The following is a 19,941-nucleotide window of genomic DNA, read 5'->3' on the forward strand; positions in this document are numbered from 1 at the left end:
GTCAGGTGCCATATTGCGGGGAGTGGGAAGGTTCATCGCCTCGCTCCTGGCCGTCGCAGTCGTCCTCGCCGTCATCCTGATCCTGGTCCTCCAGTCGGTGCCGGACGACGCCGTCCTCTCGCTCGAGTTCGCCAAGGCACTGATCAGCCTCATCACGGCCGTGCTGATCACGGGCATTCTCGGCGTCGTCCTGGCGCACCACAACGCGGATCGGGCCCGCCGCGAGGACCGCGCCCGGGCGTTCGCCGGGGCTCTGCAGGACCTCAAGGCCGGCTACGAGCGGGTGCAGGTCGCCCGCTTCCTGCTGACTGCGAATCCCTCCGCGCGGACGCTCATGGAGCAGGTGTCGAGCTTCTCCGAGGCACGCGGCCAACTGCACAAGGTCCAGCGCACGAGGTTCGTCCACGACACCCCCGTCGAGGACTGCGTACAGGACATGCTCGACGCGATGAACGGCACGTTCGACGAGTACCGGGAGAACCACGCCGAACTGTTGCGGGACGCACTGGCCGAGGAGCGAGCCGAGAAGGCGTTCCTCGACGGCACGACCGACCGGTACCCAGCCGTCCGGACGTTGTCCAAGGACTGCTTCCACGCCCTCCACCTATTCCTCGAGGACGGCGAGGCCTGGAAGCAGGGCCCCTTCCACAGGGCATACAGCAAGGCGAAGAAGACCCTGGAAGATCAACTCCGCGAAGAGCCCGCCGGAGTCAGGAGCTGGTTCGGAGCCCTTGGAAGACGGTTGCGACGAGGGCGTCGGCCAGTGCTGCAGGAGTGATCCCACCGCCGGGCCGGTACCACTCGGTCAGGGAGTTGACCGTGCCGAACAGCAGGCGGCTGGTCACCGCCGGGTCGACGTCCGGGCGCACGTCGCCCTCTTGCTCGGCCGCGGCGACCAGTGCGGTGACGACGCGGTCGAACTCGCGGCGGCGCTGCAGCGCCGCCCGCTCCACCTCGGAGTTGCCGCGCACGCGCAGCAGCAGGGTGACGAAGGGCAGCTCGGCGGCGAGCACCCGGACCGATCCGCGCACGACGTGCTCCAGCCGGTCGATCGCCCGGCCGGTCGTGGCGCCCGGCTCGTCGGTCACGGCGAACAGCGCGTCCAGCGCCCGGTCGAGGGCGAGCCGCAGCAACTCGACCTTGCTCGGCACGTGGTGGTAGATCGCCGACTTGGTGACACCGAGCCGCGCAGCGAGCTCGTCCATGCTGGTCGCCTCGAAGCCGCGCTCGTTGAACACCGCGACCGCGACGTCGAGCAGCGAGTCGAGCGAGTGACCGGGGCGCCCGCGCCGTCCGGTGGCGGCCGTCATCCGCGGTCCCGTGTCACTGTTCCCTCCCGCGGGGCGGTCCGCTCCACGCTCGTTCCTCGCTGCGATGCTCACGCCCCTGTCCGCTCACGCTCGTCGACGAGCCGCTTCAGCTTCCCCACCGACCGCGGCAGGGTCTCCGGGTCGACCACGGTCACGTCGACACTCGTGCCGACAGTGTCCTTGACCGCCTTCCGCACCTCGGCGGCCGCCGGCTCGCGGCGCTCCGGCGGGCAGTCCGGGCGGGCCTCGACCCGCACGGTCAGGTGGTCCATCCGGCCGCGGGTCGTGAGCAGCAGCGAGAAGTGCGGTGACAGGCCCGGCGTGCGCAGGACGACCTCCTCGATCTGCGTCGGGAAGAGGTTCACCCCGCGCAGGATGATCATGTCGTCGGTGCGGCCGGTGATCTTCTGCATCCGGCGCATGCCGGGCCGTGCCGTCCCGGGGAGCAGGCGGGTGAGGTCGCGGGTGCGGTAGCGGATGACCGGCATGGCCTCCTTGGTGAGGGACGTGAACACCAGCTCGCCCTCCTCACCCTCGGGCAGCACCTCGCCGGTGATCGGGTCGATGACCTCCGGGTAGAAGTGGTCCTCCCAGATGTGCAGCCCGTCCTTGGTCTCGACGCACTCCTGCGCGACGCCCGGCCCCATGACCTCCGACAGCCCGTAGATGTCGATCGCCTCGATGTCGAGGCGCTCCTCCATCTCCTGCCGCATCTGCTCCGTCCACGGTTCGGCGCCGAAGATGCCGATCTGCAGGGAGCTGGCGCGCGGGTCCATGCCCTCCTTCTCGAACTCGTCGATGACGGTGAGCATGTAGGACGGCGTCACCATGATCACCCGCGGCTCGAAGTCGCGGATCAGCTGCACCTGCCGGGGTGTCATGCCGCCCGAGACGGGGACGACGGTGCAGCCGAGCTTCTCCGCGCCGTAGTGCGCGCCCAGCCCACCGGTGAACAGGCCGTAGCCGTAGGCGTTGTGCAGGACGTCGCCCGGCCGGCCACCGGCGGCGCGGATCGACCGGGCCATCACCGTGGCCCAGACGCCGAGGTCGGCCTCGGTGTAGCCGACGACGGTGGGCAGTCCCGTCGTCCCCGACGAGGCGTGGACGCGGCGGACCTCCTCGCGCGGGACGGCGAACATCCCGAACGGGTAGTTCTCGCGGAGGTCGGCCTTCGACGTGCTCGGGAAGCGGGCGAGGTCGGCGAGCTCGCGGCAGTCGTCGGGGTGCACGCCCGCCTCGTCGAACGCCCGGCGGTAGTGCGGCACGTTCGCGTACGCGTGGCGGAGGGTGGCCTGCAGCCGTTCCAGTTGCAGGGCGCGCAGCTCGTCGACGCCCATCCGCTCGGCCGCGTCCAGGGTTCCGGGGTCGGGCGCGGTGCCCAGCCGTCGCGGCCCTGCTGCGTGCTCGGTCGTCGTCATCGCCGCCGTCCCTGGTCGCTTGTGTGCGGGCGTTGCGTGCGCCACACTATTCCTGACCGCTTGGTCAGTAAATGGTGGAGGGAGACCGATGTCCGCGCCCCCGCTGGACCGTCTGACCGCCCCCGACGAGCAGGTGCTGCAGGAGCTCTTCGACGCGACGATCGCCGCCGACCACCGCATCGAGCCCCGCGACTGGATGCCCGAGGGCTACCGCAAGGGCCTCATCCGGCAGATCGCGCAGCACGCGCACTCGGAGATCATCGGCATGCAGCCCGAGGGCGACTGGCTACTGGCCGCGCCCAGCCTGCGCCGCAAGGCGATCCTGCTGGCGAAGGTGCAGGACGAGGCCGGCCACGGCATGTACCTGTACTCGGCGGCGGAGACCCTCGGCGCAGACCGGGCCGACCTCACCGACAAGCTCATCGAGCGCAAGCAGAAGTACAGCTCGATCTTCAACTACCCGACGCTCACCTACGCCGACGTCGGCGTCATCGGCTGGCTGGTCGACGGGGCGGCGATCTGCAACCAGGTGCCGCTGTGCCGCAGCTCGTACGGGCCCTACGCCCGCGCGATGATCCGCGTCTGCAAGGAGGAGTCCTTCCACCAGCGGCAGGGCTACGAGCTCCTGCTGACGATGATGAGCGGCACCGACGCGCAGCGGGCCATGGTGCAGGACGCCGTGGACCGCTGGTGGTGGCCGTCGCTGATGATGTTCGGCCCGCCGGACGACGACAGCCCGAACACCGCCCAGTCGATGAAGTGGGGCGTCAAGCGGCACACCAACGACGAGCTGCGGCAGCGCTTCGTCGACATGTCGGTTCCGCAGGCCGAGGTACTGGGCGTGACGCTCCCCGACCCGGACCTCTGCTGGGACGCCGAGATCGGCCACTACCGGTTCGGCGCGATCGACTGGGACGAGTTCAAGCGGGTCATCAGCGGCCAGGGGCCCTGCAACGACGAGCGGATCGCGCGCCGCCGGGCCGCGCGGGACGACAACGCCTGGGTCACGGAAGCGGCCACTGCCTACGCGGAGAAGCACGCATGACCGAGATGATCACCGAGGGCGGGCACGGCGCCGTCCCCACCGGGCCGGAGGTGCCCGTGGCGCCGCAGCCGTCGGTCAGCCGGCGGGACTGGCCGCTCTACGAGGTCTTCGTGCGCGGCAAGCGGGGGCTCAACCACGTGCACGTCGGCTCGCTGCACGCGCCGGACGACGAGATGGCGGTGCACGCCGCGCGCGACGTCTACACCCGGCGCAACGAGGGCGTGAGCATCTGGGTGGTCAAGGCCGCCGACATCACCGCGTCCAGCCCCGACGAGAAGGACCCGATGTTCGCCCCCAGCGGCGACAAGGTCTACCGGCACCCGACGTTCTACGACATCCCCGAGAACGTCCCCCACATCTGAAGGACCCTGCACTCCGTGCCCGGAAGAAAGGGCGACCCCATGCATGAAGAGACCGTGTACGACGCGCTGGACCACGCCCACGGGGGCGAGGGGCAGTGGGCGTTCGGCACCGGATTCGACGACCCGCTCGCCGGCGTCGACACGACCGTGCCCGACGGCATCGACCAGGCCGACCTCGGCGTCTACTGCCTGATGCTCGGCGACGACGCCCTCGTGCTCTCCCAGCGGCTGACCGAGTGGATCACCGCCGCGCCCGAGCTGGAGGAGGAGGTCGCGATCGCCAACATCGCGCTCGACCTGCTCGGCCAGGCCCGGCTGCTGCTGGCCCGGGCCGGCTCGGTCGGCGTGCTCGGCCGGTCGCGCGAGCTGGCCGCCGCGTCGATCCCGGACGAGGACGCCCTGGCCTACTTCCGCGACCCCGACGAGTTCCGCTGCACGCCGCTCGTCGAGGCCGCCAGCGGCGACTTCGGCCGGACGATGGTGCGGCTGCTCGCCGCGTCGTCCCTGCGGCTGGCGCTCTTCCAGCGGCTGCGCGGCTCCCGCGACCCGGTGCTGGCCGCGATCGCCGCCAAGGGAGTGCACGAGCTGACCTACCACCGCGACCACGCCGCCCGCTGGGTGCTGCGGCTCGGCGACGGCACCCAGCAGTCCGCCCGCCGCGCACAGGACGGCGCCGACGCGGTCTGGCCCCTGCTCGCCGAGGTGTTCACCCCCACGGAAGTCGAGCTCCGGCTCGCCGCAGCAGACGTGGCCGTCGACCCGGCGACCACCCGCGAGGAGGTGCAGGCGGTGCTGACCCACGTCCTGGAGCGGGCCACCCTGCGGGTGCCCGGCTGGCCGGCCGACGCGCCGCCGCGCGGTCGCGAGGGGCACCACGGCCCGGAGCTGACCGGCGTCCTCGCCGAGCTCCAGGGTCTGGCCCGCGAGCACCCGGCGGCCACCTGGTGAGCCCCCTCCGCAGCCAGAATCGCCATTCCGGTCGCGAAACGAGCGACCGGAATGGCGATTCCGGCACTTCTTGGGAGGTGGCGGCGGCCGTCACCGATCCGGAGCTGCCGACCGTCACGCTCGCCGACCTGGGGATCCTCCGCGACGTGCGCACGGAGGCAGACGGCACGGTGGTCGTCGAGATCACCCCGACCTACACCGGCTGCCCCGCGATGGGCGTGATGCGGGCGGACCTCGTGCACGCCCTGCACGCCGCCGGCTTCCCGGACGTCGACGTCCGGACCGTCCTCTCCCCCGCCTGGAGCACCGACTGGATCACCGAGGAGGGCCGCCGCAAGCTCGCCGCGGGGGGCATCGCCCCGCCCGGGGATGCCCCGGTGCGCTCCCCCGGTCCGGTGCCGCTGCGGCTCGACCCACCCGCGCGGACTGTGAGCTGCCCGCTCTGCGGCTCGGCCGATACCGAGGAGCTCTCGCAGTTCGGCGCCACGGCGTGCAAGGCGCTGCGCCGGTGCCGCAGCTGCCGAGAGCCGTTCGAGCACCTGAAGGAGATCTGAGTGACCTCGAGTACCCGCCGGCGACCGCAGTTCCACGCGCTGGAGGTGGCGCGCGTCGACCGGCTCACCGACGACGCGGTGGCGGTCACCTTCCACGTCCCCGCCGACCTGGTCGAGGACTACCGCTTCACGCCCGGCCAGGCGCTCACCCTGCGCCGTGTCGACGGCGACCGCGACGAGCGCCGGTCGTACTCGATCTGCGCGCCCGCAGGTTCGCCGCCCCGGGTCGGCGTTCGCGAGGTGCCCGGCGGCTTCTTCTCCGCCTACCTCGTGCACCAGGTGCAGCCCGGCGACCGCATCGAGGTGCTGCCGCCCTCGGGCACCTTCACCGCCGACCTGGACGCCCCCGCCGACCACGTCTTCGTCGTCGCCGGCTCCGGCATCACCCCGGCGATCTCGCTGGCCGGCACCGTCCTCCGGGACGGGACGTCGACGGTCACCGTCTTCTACGGCAACCGGCGCACGAACACCGTGATGTTCGCCGACGAGCTCGCCGACCTGAAGGACCGCTACGGGCCGCGGCTCCAGCTGGTGCACGTGCTCTCCCGCGAACCGCGCGACGCCGAGATCACGAGCGGGCGGCTGGACGGAGACCGGCTGCGCGCGCTCGTGGCGAACCTGGTCGACGCCGAGCACGTCGACCACTGGTGGCTGTGCGGCCCGCACGGGATGGTCGAGGACGCCCGCGCCCTGCTGACCGAGCTGGGCGTCCCCGAGGAGAAGGTGCACCAGGAGCTCTTCTACGTCGACGACGTCCCGCCGCAGCCGGTCCGCGGCGACGAGGAGACCGTCACCGGGCCGAGCAGCCAGGTGACCGTCGTCCTCGACGGGCGGACGACGACGCTCGCCCTCCCCCGCGACGAGCCCGTGCTCGACTCCGCCCAGAAGGTGCGCAGCGACCTGCCGTTCGCGTGCAAGGGCGGGGTCTGCGGCACCTGCCGGGCCCGGGTGACCTCGGGTGAGGTCGAGATGCGGCGCAACTACGCGCTCGAGAAGAAGGAGATCGACGCGGGCTACGTGCTGACCTGCCAGACGCTGCCGCTGTCGGACGCCGTCACCGTCGACTTCGACTCCTGACCCGCCCGTGCTGCCCATCCCGGTCGGCGCCACCGCCGTCCTCGACGTCGTCGTGACCGAGGCCCACACCGTCGACTTCGACGAGCTGGGCCGTGTCCACCCGGTCTACGCGACCTACACGATGGCAAAGCACTTCGAGGAGGCCGGCCGCACGCTGCTGCTCCCCCACCTCGAGGACGGCGAGGGCGCCATCGGCACCGCGGTGTCGGTCGAACACCTCGCGCCGAGCTGGGTCGGCGACACCCTCCGTGTGACCGCCACCTTCGTCGACGTCCGCGACGGCCGGCTGACCGTCGAGTGCCGCGCCACCGACTCCTACGGACGCGACGTCGGGCGGGGCACGACCGTCCAGGCCGTCCTGCCCGCCCGCGTCATCGAGGCCCGGACCGGCGAGGAGGCCCGCCGGAGCAGGGGGCGCTGACCGGTCAGCCCGCGTCGGTCGCGACGGGCTCCGCGGCGAACATGGTCACCAGCTCCATGGCGCCCCAGGACGCGAGGTCCTCTCCCGACGCCTTCCACTCCGGCGACCGCATCCCGGCCTTCATGGCCTCGGGCGACTCGAAGACCAGCTCCGCCAGCAGGTGGTAGCCGGGCCCGCCCACGTACTGCCGGGTCACCCGGTGCACCCGGTTGTCGACGAGGCCCGGGGTCTTGGCGACCAGCGGCACGTGGGTGCCGAAGTAGTGGCTCTCGAAGTCGGCGGGGTCCTCGGGCGTGCGGTACAGGGCGAAGTAGCTCACGGTCATGCGTACAGAACTACCGGACGCCGGCTCCCCGCGGGAGTCAGCGCGCGCGGCGGTACGTGAGGTGGAAGTCGGTGCGCCACTCCCCGCCGTCGTCGGACATCTCCCACCGCCCGTCGATCGTGTCGCCGTCCGCGCTGAACGTGCCGACGTAGCGCTGGGAGAAGTCCAGCGGGCTGAAGTCCGCGGTCCGGCGGAGCAGCGTCCACTCCCGCCCGTCGAACGTCATCTCGTACGTCCGCACCACCCCGCGGGAGTCGAAGTAGTGCTGCGTCCAGCCGGTCCCGTCGGCGGCCGGGGCGAAGATCGCGTGCACGCTCGGGGCGGCGGGGTGGTCGTTGTCGGCCCGCTGCAGCACGAAGGAGCGGCCCAGCAGCCACTCGAACGTCGTCCGCCCGGTGCCGGACCAGTCGCCCCGCGGCGAGGCCGCCTCGACGTCCCAGGTGCCGACCAGCGGCTCGAGTGCGGATGCGTCGTCCGGCATCAGGTCCCCCTTCAGGACAGGGCGAACGAGTGGTGCTCGTGGGTGACGGTCCACCGGTCGCCGTCCTTGCGCAGCCCGACGGTGAGCCGGAGCCGGCGCTCGGGCACTTGCGCGAACTCCGCGTCGGTCCCGCACCGGAGCAGGGCGTGCGCGAAGGCGACGTCCGCGCCGGCGGTGACGTCCAGCGACTCGATGTCGAACACCGCCCCCTGCCGCTGCCACTCGAAGAAGGGCGGCCAGGTCTCCCGATAGGCGTCGATGCCACGGACGCCTTCCTGCGGCGGCGGCACGTCGAACATGACGATGTCCGCCGCGTGCCGGTCGAGCACGGTGGCCAGGTCGCCCGCGTGCACAGCCCGCGCCCACCCCTCGATCAGGCCCCGGATCTCGCTCTCGTCGTCCACCTGCCTCACCGGCTCCTGTACAGGCGCGTGGTGATCGGCAGGAAGACCAGCGCGAGGACGGCGGCCACGACCAGCGAGATGACGATCGCCTCGGTGTCCGGGGAACCCTCCATCAGCGACCGCGACGCCGTGGCGAGGATGGAGATCGGGTTGACCTCGACGAACGCCTCGAGCGGACCGGGCAGCGTGCTCGGCGGGACGAAGATGTTGGACAGGAACGTCAGCGGGAACAGGGCCAGGAACCCCCCGTTGAGGACGGCGGTCGGCGAGCGGAGCACCAGCCCGACCACGGTGAACACCCACGAGAGCCCGAACGAGAAGACGACGACCAGGGCCAGCGCGGCCAGCGTTCCAGGTGCGCCGCCCTCAGGCCGGTAGCCGAGGGCGACCCCCACGAGGATGATCACGGTGCCGGCGATCACGTAGCGGACGCTGTCGCCGAGGAGCGACCCGAGCAAGGGTGCCGGCCGCCAGATGGGGAGCGAGCGGAAGCGGTCGACGACGCCCTTCGTGAGGTCGGTGTTCAACGCGACCCCGGAGTAGACGGTCGTGAACAGCACCGACATGACGAGGATGCCCGGGAGGATGTACTGCAGGTAGGCGCTGGTGGAGCCGGCCACCGCGCCGCCGAAGAGGTACGTGAACATCACCACGAACATGACCGGTGTGATGGTCACGTCGATCAGCTGCTCGGGGACGTGCTTGATCTTCAGGATCCCCCGCCAGCCGAAGGTCAGCGCGGTCGACAGCGCACTCGGTCGCGGGGGCCGTGCCGTCGAGGCGATCGCCCGGCGCACGGCGGCGGTGTCGGCGGTCCCGCTGATCGGGGCGGTGGTGGTCATGACGTCTTCTCCTCGACCTGCTGCTCTGCGTCTCCGGAGACCTGGTCCTCGGCCATGTGTCCGGTCAGCGCCAGGAAGACCTCGTCGAGACTGGGCTGTCCGAGGGAGAACTCGGCGATGCCGATGCCTGCCCGGGCGAGCTCCCCCACGCCGGTGGCCGCGCGCTCCGGATCCGCGCAGGCCGACGACAGGGCGGCCGGATCGGGCTCGAGGGTGACGGCGCCGACGGCCCGTTGCAGGATCTGCGCTGCCTCCGGGCGGCGCTCGGCCCCGAGGAGCCGGACGTGCAGCGCCCCGGTGCCCACCGACGCCTTCAGCTGGCCGGGCGTCCCCTCGGCGATGACGCGGCCGCGGTCGATCACGGCGATGCCGTCCGCGAGCTGGTCGGCCTCCTCGAGGTACTGGGTGCAGAGCAGGATCGTCGTCCCGCCGGCCACCAGCGCCCGCGCGATCTCCCACACCTGGTTGCGCGAGCGCGGGTCCAGGCCGGTCGTGGGTTCGTCCAGGAACATGACCCGCGGGGTGACGACGATGCTCGCCGCGATGTCCAGGCGGCGCCGCATGCCACCGGAATAGTGCTTGACCAGCCGGCCGGATGCCTCGGCGATGCCGAAGGCGTCGAGCAGCTCGTCGGCCCGCGCCTTCGCCGGGGCCCGGCCGAGCCCGAGGAGCCTGCCGAGCAGGATCAGGTTCTCCCGGCCGGTCAGCTCCTCGTCGACCGACGCGAGCTGCCCGGTGAGGCTGACGGCGCTGCGCACGGCGTCGCCGTCGGACACGATGTCGTGCCCCAGCACCCGCGCGCTGCCGCCGTCCGGAGGGATCAGGGTGGCGAGCATCCGGATCACCGTGGTCTTGCCGGCGCCGTTGGGCCCGAGGACGCCGTAGATGGCGCCCTCCGGCACGGCCAGATCGATGCCGTCGACGGCGCGGGTCGCCCCGAAGGACTTGGCGAGTCCCGTCGCCTCGATCGCGAGTGGTGCCCCAGTCGTCATCGGTCTCCCGCCCGTCCGCCGGCTGCGTCCTCCGATGTTGAGACGCACTGTGGGCCGGAAACTGATCGGGCGCCAGCGACTTTCGCCCCCGGCGGTCAGGTCCGGGGGCGGCCGGTCTTGTCGGCGTACATCCCCAGGTCCGCCGCGTGCAGCAGGGTCGCGGAGTCCGCACCGTCGTCCGGGCCGAGGGCCACGCCGAGGCTCACCCCGATCCCCGTCGTCCCCAGGTCGCGCTCGAGCGTCGCGCGGAGCTCCTCGGCGACCTGCGCGCACTGCTCGCGGTCGGCCACCCCGACCAGGACGACGCAGAACTCGTCGCCGGCCAGGCGGGCCACGAGGTCCTCGGTCCGCGTCGCCGCGCGCAGGTGCCGGGCCAGCTCGACGAGCAGGGCGTCGCCCGCCTCGTGCCCCTGCTCGTCGTTGACCCGCTTGAACCCGTCGAGGTCCAGGAACGCCAGGCCCACGTGCCCGCCCTGCCGGCGCACCCGTGCCAGCTCCTGGTCGAGACGCTGGACGAGCGCGAGCCGGTTGGGCAGTCCGGTCAGCGCGTCGGTCCGCGCCTGCTCCTCCACCTGCCGGTGCAGCCGGGCGTTGTCCAGGGCACGGCGGGCGGCCGTCGACAGGCCGTCGAGCACCCGCTGCTCGGCCGGGACCCCGACCTGGGCGACGTCGCTGCGCGCGACCAGCCACAGCCCGTCGTCCCCGACCGGCACGCCGACCTGCTGCGCACCCGGCGCTCCCTCCTGCAGGGTCACCCCGCTCCGCGGCAGCAGCCGGGTGGCGTGGGCATGCAGGGTCTCGATCACCTCGTCGGGCCGCAGCGACAGGTGCAGGTCCCGGGTGGCCTCGGCGAGGTCGTCCAGCAGGTCCCGCTCCGCGGCGAGCCGGGCCTGGCGCCGGCTCAGGATGCTCAGGACGAGCAGGAGCGGCAGCAGCCGCCAGCCGCCGACCCCGTCGGACAGGAACAGCGGCGCGAGGACGACGCCCAGCGCCGTGCCGGCCAGCTCGACCAGGGCGAGCTGGCGGAGCCCCCTTCCGAAGCCGGGGAGAAGCCGACCCCGATCCAGGCTCAGCACGACGACCACCTGACCGTGGCTCACCGTGCCGAACACGACCGCCGCAGCCGCAGCCGCAGCCAGCGTGGGCAGTCCGCGGGCCTGCAGCGCGGCCGCCGCCGCTCCCCCGGCGGCGGCGGCGGTGACCGACGAGACCGCGTTGAAGACCCGGTTGATCCCGCTCGTCGACAGGGACAGCACGAGACCGAGGGCGGCCGCACTGCAGACCAGCGCGGCCGCGGCGGGCGGGAGAACGGTGAACGCCAGCACGGCCGCGGTCTCGCCGAACGTCATGTGCGCCGCGTGCGACCGTCGGCCCACGGTCATCGGCGAGAACAGCAGCAGGACGACGGCCGCCGTGACCACTGCGACGTCGAGGGGCTCCTGTCTCAGGACGCCGCCCGAGCGGACGGCCATGACGACGAGGGCCACCAGGGCCAGGAGCGCCAGCGCCTGCACGAAGCGGCGCGCCCGACCCTGCACTCGGCTCCTGCTTCCTCGGCTGGGACCGTTCTGTCGACCGGCTGGTCGACCCGGAGATTAGTGGTTACCGGCCCGACCGGTACCGCAACCCCGGCGAGGCGGTGGACGGCGACCGGCGCCGAGGCCCGGAGGGAGCCTCGGCGCCGGGTGGCGGAGGTGGATCAGGCGCGGGCGCGCGTCCCGGCGGGCCGGCTGTAGATGCCGATGAGGACCAGGGCGGCGCTGATGAAGACCAGGTTCTTCACGACGAACTCGCCGTCCGCGGTCAGCTCGAGGAAGTTCGAGCCCCACATCAGCTCCGACGCCGTGACGAAGGTCAGGAAGGTGCCGGCGAGGTGACCGGCGAGGACCAGCAGCGTGATCCGGGGCAGCACGCCGATCGCCAGCACCAGGCCGACGAGGACCTCGACGGCGCCCAGGGCAGGGACGGCGAGGTCCGCGTCGACGAACGGCAGTGTCTGCGCGATCAGCTCGTGCACCGGGCTCACGCCGGCGATCTTCAGCGCGCCGAACCAGACGAACACCGCCGCCAGCGCCAGTCGGAGCAGCGTCGGGGCGACGCGCTGGTTGATCTCGACGGCGCGGTCCACCACGGCCGCGCCGGGCAGCCGCCTGGCCGGCACGGGGACAGGGGCGTCCTGCACCGCCGTGGGTCGCGTCATCAGGGCCGTCGACTGGGGCATCTCGACCATGGTCATCTCCTCTCGATCGGGGGGCCGCACCAGGTGTGCGACCGTCGATGGAAGGAGAGACGAGCCGGGCCCGGGATACGCCCGGTAGGAGAATTCAGCTGCGGACGGCCCGCACCAGCCCGCGCACCCCCCGGAAGGTCCCCCAGGCACTGGCCACCCACGGGCCGGCGACGATGACGGGATCGAGCCACTGGTGGGTGAGGTCGGTCCGCTTCTGTCCGACACGCGACGAGAAGCCGGAATGGGTGAACTCGCTCCGCACACCGGTCTCGGTGATCGGGTTGTCCGGGCGCGCCGTGGCGAACGACGCCAGATGGTGCTCCCAGGCGTCGACCCGGTCGGCCAGGATCAGCAGCAACCAGTGCGCCGCGCGGCCCTCGCTGTACTTCGCGTAGGAGTAGCGGCGGATCACCCCTGAGAGGCCCTTCGGCGGCTGGGCGGTGCCGAAGACGGGCGTCACGAACGCGTGCTCGATGGACCGCTCGCGGGGCCACTTCTCAGGCTGGCGCTCCGGGAACTGCCAGTGGGCGCCGCTGAGGTCCTCCTGGAAGCGCAGCTTCGGGTACGACGGCCTGTCGTTCGGGTCCAGGTCCGCGCCCCAGCCCGGGATGCGCGCGCGCAGCTGCTCGGCGGTCTCGCGCGGCTTCCGGTCGTCGGGCGTGTAGGCGGTGGGGATGCGGGCGTCGGTCATGGTCGGTTCCCCCTCAGGCCGCGCTCGGCACGACGAGCGGCTTGATGATGCCGTCGAGCTTCGCGGAGAAGGCGTGGTACCCGTCGGCGATGTGCTCCAGCGGGAACCGGTGGGTCACCATGTCGCGCGGGGTGATGAATCCGTTCTTGACGTGCTCGAACAGCCGCGGCCACTGCCGCTTGACCGGCGCCTGGTTCATCCGCAGCGTCAGCCCCTTGTTCATGGCGTCGCCGAACTTGACGGCGCTGAAGATCGGCCCGTAGGCACCCATCACGGAGATGGTGGCGCCCTTGCGGACGCTGTCGATGGCCCAGTTCAGCGCGACCGGTGAGCCGCCCTGCAGCTTGAGCTTCGCCGAGGTCACGTGCTGCAGCAGGTTGCCGTCGGCTTCGGCGCCGACACAGTCGATGGCGACGTCGGCCCCGAGGAAGTCCGTCGTCCGCTTCAGTTCCACGACGACGTCGTCGTACTCCGTGAAGTTCATCGTCTCGGCGTGCGCGAAGGTGCGCGCCTTCTCCAGCCGGTGGTCCAGGTGGTCGATGACGATCACCCGCCCGGCCCCCATGAGCCACGACGACTGGGCGGCGACCAGCCCGACCGGCCCGGCACCGAAGACCACGACGGTGTCGCCCTCCGCGATGTCGCCCAGTTGCGCCCCGAAGTAGCCCGTGGCCGTGGCGTCGGTCAGCAGGACGGCGTCCTCGTCGTGCATCCAGTCGGGGATCTTGGCCGGCCCGACGTCGGCGAACGGCACCCGGACGTACTCGGCCTGAGCGCCGTCGTACCCGCCGGTCGTGTGCGAGTACCCGTAGATGCCGCCGACCGCCGTCGCGTTGGGGTTGACGTTGTGGCAGTTGGAGTAGAGGCCGCGGGCGCAGTACCAGCAGGACCCGCAGAAGATGTTGAACGGCACCATCACCCGATCGCCCACCTGCAGGTTCTGCACCGATGAGCCGACCTGGTCCACCACGCCGATGAACTCGTGGCCGAACGTGTGACCGATCCGGGTGTCCGGCATCATGCCGTGGTAGAGGTGCAGGTCGGAGCCGCAGATGGCGGCAAGGGTGACCCGCACGATCGCGTCGTTGGGATGTTCGATGGCCGGGATGTCCTTCTCCTCGACCCTGACCTTGTACGGCCCTCGGTAGACCATCGCCCGCATGGGCACTCCTCGAGAAGCATGCCGCCGGACCGGCGGAAGTCGTCGCGTCCGGGCTGCTTCGAGACGCCGCCCCCCGACTCTCTCTCTCCGCGTCGAGATCGGCCACTCGACCGCCGATGTCTGGCACGTCAGCGACCGCGGGACGACGATGCGGCGATGACCGCCTCGCGCAACTCCGTGCTGTCGCTCTGGTCGACCGAGTCGGTCCTCTGCATCGGGTGCCAGGGCTCGGCCCTGTCCATCGGCAGCGTCGGCTCGGCGCTGTCGGTCGGCAGCGTCGGCTCGTTCGCCTCCGTCCTCTCGGTCGGCTCCGCGCTGTCGATCGGGTCGGCGCTGTCCTGGCTCTCGATGGGGTCGGTCCTCTCCGACCGGTCCTACGGCGGGGTCCTCGCCTCCCGCCACCGCCGGGCAGGCGCCGCCGGCCTGCTCACCCTGCTCGCCCTCGCCGTCACGTCCCGAGGGCGACCGAACCGCCGAGGACGACGAGGCTGACCGAGAAGCAGGCCTGCGACCAGCGGACGACGACCGGCCGCTGCAGCCAGCGGACGGCGGCGTGCGCCATCCAGGTCAGGGTGAGCAGCCAGGCCAGTGCCACGGCGACGTCGATGGCGCAGAGCAGCAGTGACCAGCCGAGCGGCGACTGTCCCGCCGGGATGAACTGCGGCACGACGGCGACGTAGAAGAGCCCGATCTTCGGGTTCAGCAGGTCGCTCATCAGCCCGGCGGTGAAGGCCGGGCGCAGGCTGGGCGCACCCCCGCCGGCCGGCACGGCAACCGGGGCCGCGCGCCGGAGGGCGCCGGTCACCACGGGGACGACGCCCAGCACGACGAGGTACGCGGCACCGGCGAGCCGGATGGTGTCGTACGCCGCGTCCGACCGGGACACGACGGCGGCCAGTCCGACGGCAGTGGCGGCGCCCCAGGTCAGTGCGCCCGCCGCCGCCCCGAAGGCGGTCGCCGCTCCGGAACGGGGACCGCCCCGGAGGGCACTGCCCAGGACGAGGACGTCGTCCGGTCCGGGTGTCAGTGACAGCACGACCGTGAGGACCAGGAAAGCCGGCAGCCCGTCCATCGCACACCTCGTCCCGTAGGGCCTGCCGGGACGAGGAGCAGCGACGGGGCTCGGATGCGTCGAGGTCGGCCGGGCGGCGCGGCGCTCGCCGGGCCCGGCCGGAGCCGCTGCGGAGAGTGAGCGTGCGGTCAGTCGACCCGGTAGCGCAGGTGCGTGACGTTCGGGGCGTCGACCACCCTGATGGGGGCCAGGCGTGCGGCCGCCCCGGTGCGCTCGAACAGCGGCACCCCGTCGCCGAGCAGGACCGGGACGACGTGCAGCTGCACCTCGTCGACGAGGCCGGCAGCCAGCGCCTGGCGGGCGATGTCCGCGCCGCCGCCGATCGTGGCGAACCGGTCGCCGGCCGCGTCCCGGGCGCGCTGCACCGCCTCGCGGACACCCTCGGTCACGAAGACGAACTCGACCGGCCCGGCCGGGGCGGGCCGCGGCGGCCGGTGGGTGACCACGACGTGGGGGACGTCGTAGGGCGTCTCGTCCCAGCCCTGGGCGTCGTCGGCCGTGCCGTAGGCGCCGCGGCCGATCACGATCGACCCGGTCGTCGCCACCAGCTCGGCGACCACCGGCCGGCTGGCGTCGGAGGGATCGAAGTACCAGTCGTAGAGGCCACCGTCGGCCCCGCCGGGCCCGCAGATCAGCCCGTCGAGCGAGATCGCCATGTCGAGCAGCACACCGGCCACCCGCACCTCCCCCGTGGTCGGCCGGGACGGACTACTGGACGGCGCTGTCCGGCGGCGGGAGCTGGTAGGTCAGCTGCTCGTCCACCGAGGCCACACCCTCGACACCGGTGAGCGCCGGACGGCTGTCGGCCGGCGCCGAGCCGGTGATGATGCCGAGCCCGTCCAGCACCTGGTCGACCTGCATGCCCTGGGCACGGAGCGCCTGCGCGACGTCGTCGATCGCCGTCAGGTGCCCGTCGTCGACGGTCACACTCAGCTGCACCATGCCCCGGACGTTACGCCCGGACCGGCCTCACTGGGGAGCCAGCGCGAGCCCGCTGCCGACGTCCAGCGAGGGCTGGAGGAGCCGCTCGCTCTCCGTGCAGAGGGTCGCCCAGAGCTCCAGGCCCCGGCGGCCGGTCGCCTCGGCCCAGAGTGCGGCCAGCCCCGCCACGTGGGGAGTGGCCATGCTGGTCCCGCTGATGGTGCGGTAGCGGGTGGGCATCGGCCACGACGAGTAGACCTGCCAGCCGGGACCGGCGATGTCGACCTGCCCACCGCGCGCGGGCAGGCTCCGGGCGGAGAAGTAGGCCATGCCCAGCTGCATGTCCAGCGCCCCGACCGCCATGATCTCGACGCTGTTGGCCGGCGCGCCCACGAAGCCGAAGTTCCCCGCGCGGCGATCGGCGTTGTTGCCGGCCGCGGCGATGATCAGCGAGCCCCGCTGCAGCGCACGGGCGCCGGCCGCCGAGTACGGCGGGTGGGCCTGCTGCACGTTGGCGCCCAGCGACATGGAGATGACCGGGCAGCGGTTGGTCACCGCCCAGTTGATGCCGGCGAGGATCCCGGCGTCCGAGCCGCTGCCGCTGTTGCTGAGCACCTTGCCGGCGAAGATGTCGGCCTCGTAGGCGACGCCGTAGCGGGGGCCGGTGGACGGCGTCCGCGGTCCGCACGAGGTACCGATGCAGTGGGTGCCGTGGCCGTGGCCGTCCTGCGCCTGCTCGCCCTGCACGAACGACTGCGCGGTCACGTTCCGGCCGGCGAAGTCGGGATGCCCCAGGTCGAACCCGGTGTCGAGGACGGCCACCTTGATCCCGCGCCCGGACCGTGGCGTCGACAACGCCTTCGTCGCCTGGATGCCCCACGTCGCCTGGGGCGTGTCCGCGAACAGGGCGCTCCCGGGAGGGGCCGCGACCTGGGCCGTGCCGGAGCCGTCGGGCTGGAGGAGGCGGCCGGCGAGATCGTTCACGCCGTCCCGGTAGGCCTGGGCGTACCCCTCGACGTCCCGGTGGAGGACGTGGTGCACCAGTTCCGGGGAGACCGACAGGACCGGCCGGCTCTCCGCGACCGCCGCCTGCAGCGCCCCCATCTGTCCGACGTCGGCCGACACGACCGCGATGCCGAGTTCGGCGAAGACCGTCGCCTGGGCGTCCTGCAGGGCATCCGGCGAGACCTCTCCCCCGGAGAAGTCTCGCGAGTCCGCGACGCTGGAGATGCCGGCGTGCTCCCAGTTGATGGACGGCTCGTCGTCGCCCTGGGCGAAGACGACGATCTGGCGGCCGGTGGTCTCCGGTGGCGGACCGGACCACGCCCGCCCGTCGGACGGTCCGGCCGTTGCTTCGAATCGCGGATCGATCACTGCTCCCCCTCGAGACGGAACCCGGGCTGCGGGAGGGCGACTGTGCCCCGTGCCTCCGACAATCTGCGGGCGTTCGCGGGAGGAAGGGTGTTCCGGTGCAGGTCAGCGCACCAGGGGCCGCGCCGCCGTCCGGAACTCCCCCACCCTGCGGCGGCGTTCCGTCACCGACCGTCAACCGTCGGCGACCGCCCGGACCTACCCATGGCGGAAGGCTCCCCGCCGTCCCGGTAGGAAGGGGCCATGACCGCGTCCCCGTACTCCCTCGCCGATCTCGATGCGGAAGAGGAGGAGTTGCAGTTCGGCAGCTTCACCAACGACGACGCCTGGGAGCTGGGCTCCGCCCTCGTGAGCGCCGCACGTGCGACCGCCGCACCCGTCGCCATCGAGATCAGCCGGAACCACTCCCGGCTGTTCTACGCCGCACTGACCGGGGCGACGCCGGACAACGCCTCGTGGATCGAGCGCAAGACGCGGGTGGTCAACCGCTTCGGCCACAGCTCGCTGCACGTCCGCCAGGCGTTCGTGGAGCGCGGGACGACGTTTGAGGAGGCGCTGGGCCTCGACCCCGCGTTGTACGCCGCGCACGGCGGGGCCTTCCCCGTCCTCGTCCGCTCGGTGGGGCAGGTCGGCGTGGTCGTGGTGTCGGGACTTCCCCAGATCGACGACCACCGGATGGTCGTCGGCGCCCTGCGCGCGTTCATGGCGCGCCACGGCGAGTAACCCGCTCCCTTCTGGGTCGGCGCGAAGAAAACGGACCTGCACGGTCTCCCCACCTGATATGACCTTGCGTCACATCAACGGGGGAGCCGGATCATGCTGGAAAGCATCAAGAAGGCGGTCACGGGAGACGCCACCACGGATGTCATCAAGTCCGGGACCCTGCTGACGACGCGTGGCCTCGGCGTGGTGGCCGTCGGCCTCATCGGTACGTTCTTGTTGCTCGACGAACTTGGCGGCACTGGCCCGTGGGCGTCGTTGGACACCTCTCAGAAGCTGCTGTTCGTACTCGGCTGCGGGGCGATATGGGCACTGGTCGCGGCAGCTGACGCGGTAGCCCGGGGCCTGGCCACCGCTGCCACGCAGCCGGTTCTCACGGCGATGCCGCCAGGCCTGGTCGCGGTGCGGACGACGGGTGTCGACTCGCCCGGCTGGGCTGTCGCCGCGATCCAGGTCCCACGGGTGGCCGGCGACGAGAAACCGAAGTTCCTCGTCATCAAGGCGAACGCACATGAATGGGTGAGCGCCGACGATCTGGATTTCTCGTGACCGCCGATCCCTCCACCACGGAGGACATCGGCAACGACGCGAAGAACGGCCTCCTCGTCTACGTCCCCGGGATGGGATCGCCCCGGAACTCCGCCTTTCTCGACCGACTTCGCGCGGACCTGGGCCCGACGTGGCAGGTGCGGAAGTGGGAGCACGGACTGGTCCCGTGGGGTACCGACCGCATGGAGGACGTCGCCCGCCGGCTGGCCGTGCAGATTCGCACATGGGCCGGCGACAACGGCATCGGCGAACCCGTGGACCGGGTCGTCCTCGTGGGACACAGCGTGGGAGGGCTGCTCGTCCGGCAAGCGTTCCTGCTCGACGCCGACCGGATGAGGTCGGGCGAGGACAGGAAGCCGTACGCCTGGACGACGAAGGTCAGCCGGATCACCCTGCTCGCCGCGCCGAACGCCGGCTTCGACTCGCGGCGCCTACCACTGTGGCTGCGCATTCCCTTCTCGGTCGCGGCCGCAGTTCGGTCCCTGACCGTGGAACAGTTGCAGAAGGGTTCGGCCTTCATCACCGAACTACGCCTCCGATGGGTCGACGCCTTCCGCCGGACCGACTGGCCCCGGCCCGTCGTCGTCCAGGTGCTGGGCGACCACGACGACCTGGTCTTCGCCGAGGACAGCGTCGACATCGTGTACATGCACGGCGCGACCCAGATGGAGGTACCCGGCGCCAGGCATGGCGACCTGGCCGATCTCGACTCGGCCACCGATGTGGGCGAGCGGTTCGGGCTGCTGTGGTGTGCTCTCTTCGGATCGTTCGACAGCGGTCGCCTCGCCGCGCGAGACCCCCTACCCGGGCCTGCCTTCATGATCCTGCACGGAATACGGACCCGGAGCTACGCCGGATGGGTGGGCCAGCTCTCCGACGGACTCACCGCAGGACCGGGGCCTGCACCCGCAGTTTTCGCTCCCAGCTACGGCTTCTTCAGCGCCATCGACTTCGCCCTCCCGTTCAGCCGGAGCCGAAACCTGCGGCACTTCCTCCATTGGTACGGCCAGCTTCACGTCGAGTACGAGGAAAAGAGCTTCGCCGGC

The 19,941-nt window shown here is 71.9% G+C and carries 26 protein-coding genes; 11 read left to right on the forward strand and 15 right to left on the reverse strand.

Features of this window, described 5'->3' with window-relative positions:
* Positions 1-22 precede the first annotated feature (22 nt).
* On the forward strand, positions 23-778 hold the full coding sequence (locus tag E4P40_RS12740) for a hypothetical protein (RefSeq protein ID WP_135158956.1): 756 nt from the start codon (positions 23-25) through the stop codon (positions 776-778).
* Here E4P40_RS12740 and E4P40_RS12745 read toward each other — a convergent pair.
* Complete coding sequence (locus E4P40_RS12745; RefSeq protein ID WP_135158957.1) at positions 711-1,310, reverse strand: TetR/AcrR family transcriptional regulator; 600 nt, start codon at positions 1,308-1,310, stop codon at positions 711-713. The two genes, E4P40_RS12740 and E4P40_RS12745, sit on opposite strands and share 68 nt — an antisense overlap.
* Positions 1,311-1,378: 68 nt before the next feature.
* Positions 1,379-2,728, reverse strand: a complete 1,350-nt coding sequence (paaK, locus tag E4P40_RS12750) for a phenylacetate--CoA ligase PaaK (RefSeq protein WP_135158958.1) — start codon at positions 2,726-2,728, stop codon at positions 1,379-1,381.
* 88 nt (positions 2,729-2,816) lie between these two features.
* On the opposite strand from paaK, the gene paaA reads away from it, so the two are divergent.
* From paaA to E4P40_RS12780, 6 genes are all read left to right on the forward strand, one after another.
* Positions 2,817-3,773 (forward strand): 1,2-phenylacetyl-CoA epoxidase subunit PaaA, encoded by a 957-nt coding sequence (gene paaA, locus E4P40_RS12755; protein ID WP_135158959.1) that lies wholly within the window; start codon positions 2,817-2,819, stop codon positions 3,771-3,773.
* Positions 3,770-4,135: a 1,2-phenylacetyl-CoA epoxidase subunit PaaB gene (gene paaB / locus E4P40_RS12760; RefSeq protein ID WP_135158960.1), complete on the forward strand. Its 366-nt coding sequence runs from the start codon at positions 3,770-3,772 to the stop codon at positions 4,133-4,135. Before paaA ends, paaB begins: the two co-directional genes overlap by 4 nt.
* 39 nt (positions 4,136-4,174) lie before the next feature.
* Positions 4,175-5,083, forward strand: coding sequence for a 1,2-phenylacetyl-CoA epoxidase subunit PaaC (gene paaC, locus E4P40_RS12765; RefSeq protein ID WP_135158961.1), 909 nt, complete (start codon positions 4,175-4,177; stop codon positions 5,081-5,083).
* Between the two features lie 77 nt (positions 5,084-5,160).
* The gene (gene paaD, locus E4P40_RS12770; protein ID WP_209305292.1) at positions 5,161-5,637 is read left to right on the forward strand and encodes a 1,2-phenylacetyl-CoA epoxidase subunit PaaD; all 477 of its coding nucleotides are present in this window, start codon (positions 5,161-5,163) and stop codon (positions 5,635-5,637) included.
* Entirely contained in the window at positions 5,638-6,714 is a 1,077-nt protein-coding gene (gene paaE, locus E4P40_RS12775) for a 1,2-phenylacetyl-CoA epoxidase subunit PaaE (RefSeq protein ID WP_135158963.1), read from the forward strand.
* A 7-nt stretch (positions 6,715-6,721) separates the two neighbouring features.
* Complete coding sequence (locus tag E4P40_RS12780; protein WP_135158964.1) at positions 6,722-7,135, forward strand: thioesterase family protein; 414 nt, start codon at positions 6,722-6,724, stop codon at positions 7,133-7,135.
* 4 nt (positions 7,136-7,139) lie between these two features.
* Here E4P40_RS12780 and E4P40_RS12785 read toward each other — a convergent pair whose 3' ends face one another.
* The 9 genes from E4P40_RS12785 to E4P40_RS12825 all read right to left on the reverse strand — a co-directional run bounded on the left by E4P40_RS12785 (position 7,140) and on the right by E4P40_RS12825 (position 14,262).
* Positions 7,140-7,460, reverse strand: coding sequence for an EthD family reductase (locus tag E4P40_RS12785; protein ID WP_135158965.1), 321 nt, complete (start codon positions 7,458-7,460; stop codon positions 7,140-7,142).
* Positions 7,461-7,497: 37 nt separating this feature from the next.
* Positions 7,498-7,941: a hypothetical protein gene (locus E4P40_RS12790; protein WP_135158966.1), complete on the reverse strand. Its 444-nt coding sequence runs from the start codon at positions 7,939-7,941 to the stop codon at positions 7,498-7,500.
* An 11-nt stretch (positions 7,942-7,952) separates the two neighbouring features.
* Positions 7,953-8,345, reverse strand: coding sequence for a nuclear transport factor 2 family protein (locus tag E4P40_RS12795; protein ID WP_135158980.1), 393 nt, complete (start codon positions 8,343-8,345; stop codon positions 7,953-7,955).
* A gap of 5 nt (positions 8,346-8,350) precedes the next feature.
* Positions 8,351-9,187, reverse strand: a complete 837-nt coding sequence (locus E4P40_RS12800; protein ID WP_135158967.1) for an ABC transporter permease — start codon at positions 9,185-9,187, stop codon at positions 8,351-8,353.
* Positions 9,184-10,179 (reverse strand): ATP-binding cassette domain-containing protein, encoded by a 996-nt coding sequence (locus E4P40_RS12805; RefSeq protein ID WP_135158968.1) that lies wholly within the window; start codon positions 10,177-10,179, stop codon positions 9,184-9,186. The genes E4P40_RS12800 and E4P40_RS12805 overlap by 4 nt, the downstream gene beginning before the upstream one ends.
* A 95-nt stretch (positions 10,180-10,274) precedes the next feature.
* On the reverse strand, positions 10,275-11,717 hold the full coding sequence (locus tag E4P40_RS12810) for a GGDEF domain-containing protein (protein WP_135158969.1): 1,443 nt from the start codon (positions 11,715-11,717) through the stop codon (positions 10,275-10,277).
* Between the two features lie 161 nt (positions 11,718-11,878).
* Positions 11,879-12,409 (reverse strand): DoxX family protein, encoded by a 531-nt coding sequence (locus E4P40_RS12815; RefSeq protein ID WP_167762217.1) that lies wholly within the window; start codon positions 12,407-12,409, stop codon positions 11,879-11,881.
* A 94-nt stretch (positions 12,410-12,503) separates the two neighbouring features.
* A complete protein-coding gene (locus tag E4P40_RS12820; protein WP_135158971.1) occupies positions 12,504-13,100 on the reverse strand; it encodes a hypothetical protein in 597 nt (198 codons plus the stop codon).
* 13 nt (positions 13,101-13,113) lie between these two features.
* Positions 13,114-14,262, reverse strand: coding sequence for a zinc-dependent alcohol dehydrogenase (locus E4P40_RS12825; RefSeq protein ID WP_135158972.1), 1,149 nt, complete (start codon positions 14,260-14,262; stop codon positions 13,114-13,116).
* A 156-nt stretch (positions 14,263-14,418) separates the two neighbouring features.
* Here E4P40_RS12825 and E4P40_RS12830 point away from each other — a divergent pair, with 156 nt between their 5' ends.
* Positions 14,419-14,754, forward strand: coding sequence for a hypothetical protein (locus E4P40_RS12830; protein WP_135158973.1), 336 nt, complete (start codon positions 14,419-14,421; stop codon positions 14,752-14,754).
* Here the strand turns inward: E4P40_RS12830 and E4P40_RS12835 are convergent.
* The 4 genes from E4P40_RS12835 to E4P40_RS12850 all read right to left on the reverse strand — a co-directional run bounded on the left by E4P40_RS12835 (position 14,711) and on the right by E4P40_RS12850 (position 17,629).
* The gene (locus E4P40_RS12835; protein WP_135158974.1) at positions 14,711-15,334 is read right to left on the reverse strand and encodes a LysE family translocator; all 624 of its coding nucleotides are present in this window, start codon (positions 15,332-15,334) and stop codon (positions 14,711-14,713) included. The two genes, E4P40_RS12830 and E4P40_RS12835, sit on opposite strands and share 44 nt — an antisense overlap.
* A gap of 128 nt (positions 15,335-15,462) precedes the next feature.
* Positions 15,463-16,011, reverse strand: coding sequence for a dihydrofolate reductase family protein (locus E4P40_RS12840; protein WP_135158975.1), 549 nt, complete (start codon positions 16,009-16,011; stop codon positions 15,463-15,465).
* A 31-nt stretch (positions 16,012-16,042) separates the two neighbouring features.
* Complete coding sequence (locus E4P40_RS12845) at positions 16,043-16,276, reverse strand: ketohydroxyglutarate aldolase (RefSeq protein WP_135158976.1); 234 nt, start codon at positions 16,274-16,276, stop codon at positions 16,043-16,045.
* 27 nt (positions 16,277-16,303) lie between these two features.
* Entirely contained in the window at positions 16,304-17,629 is a 1,326-nt protein-coding gene (locus tag E4P40_RS12850; protein WP_245160304.1) for a S8 family serine peptidase, read from the reverse strand.
* Positions 17,630-17,869: 240 nt separating this feature from the next.
* On the opposite strand from E4P40_RS12850, the gene E4P40_RS12855 reads away from it, so the two are divergent.
* The 3 genes from E4P40_RS12855 to E4P40_RS12865 all read left to right on the forward strand — a co-directional run.
* A complete protein-coding gene (locus tag E4P40_RS12855) occupies positions 17,870-18,349 on the forward strand; it encodes a heme-degrading domain-containing protein (protein WP_135158977.1) in 480 nt (159 codons plus the stop codon).
* Positions 18,350-18,442: 93 nt separating this feature from the next.
* The gene (locus E4P40_RS12860) at positions 18,443-18,895 is read left to right on the forward strand and encodes a hypothetical protein (RefSeq protein ID WP_135158978.1); all 453 of its coding nucleotides are present in this window, start codon (positions 18,443-18,445) and stop codon (positions 18,893-18,895) included.
* 182 nt (positions 18,896-19,077) lie between these two features.
* Positions 19,078-19,941, forward strand: an 864-nt coding sequence (locus tag E4P40_RS12865; RefSeq protein WP_167762218.1) for an alpha/beta hydrolase, incomplete at its 3' end; no start/stop codon positions are given.

It is taken from the genome of Blastococcus sp. CT_GayMR20, from assembly GCF_004570345.1.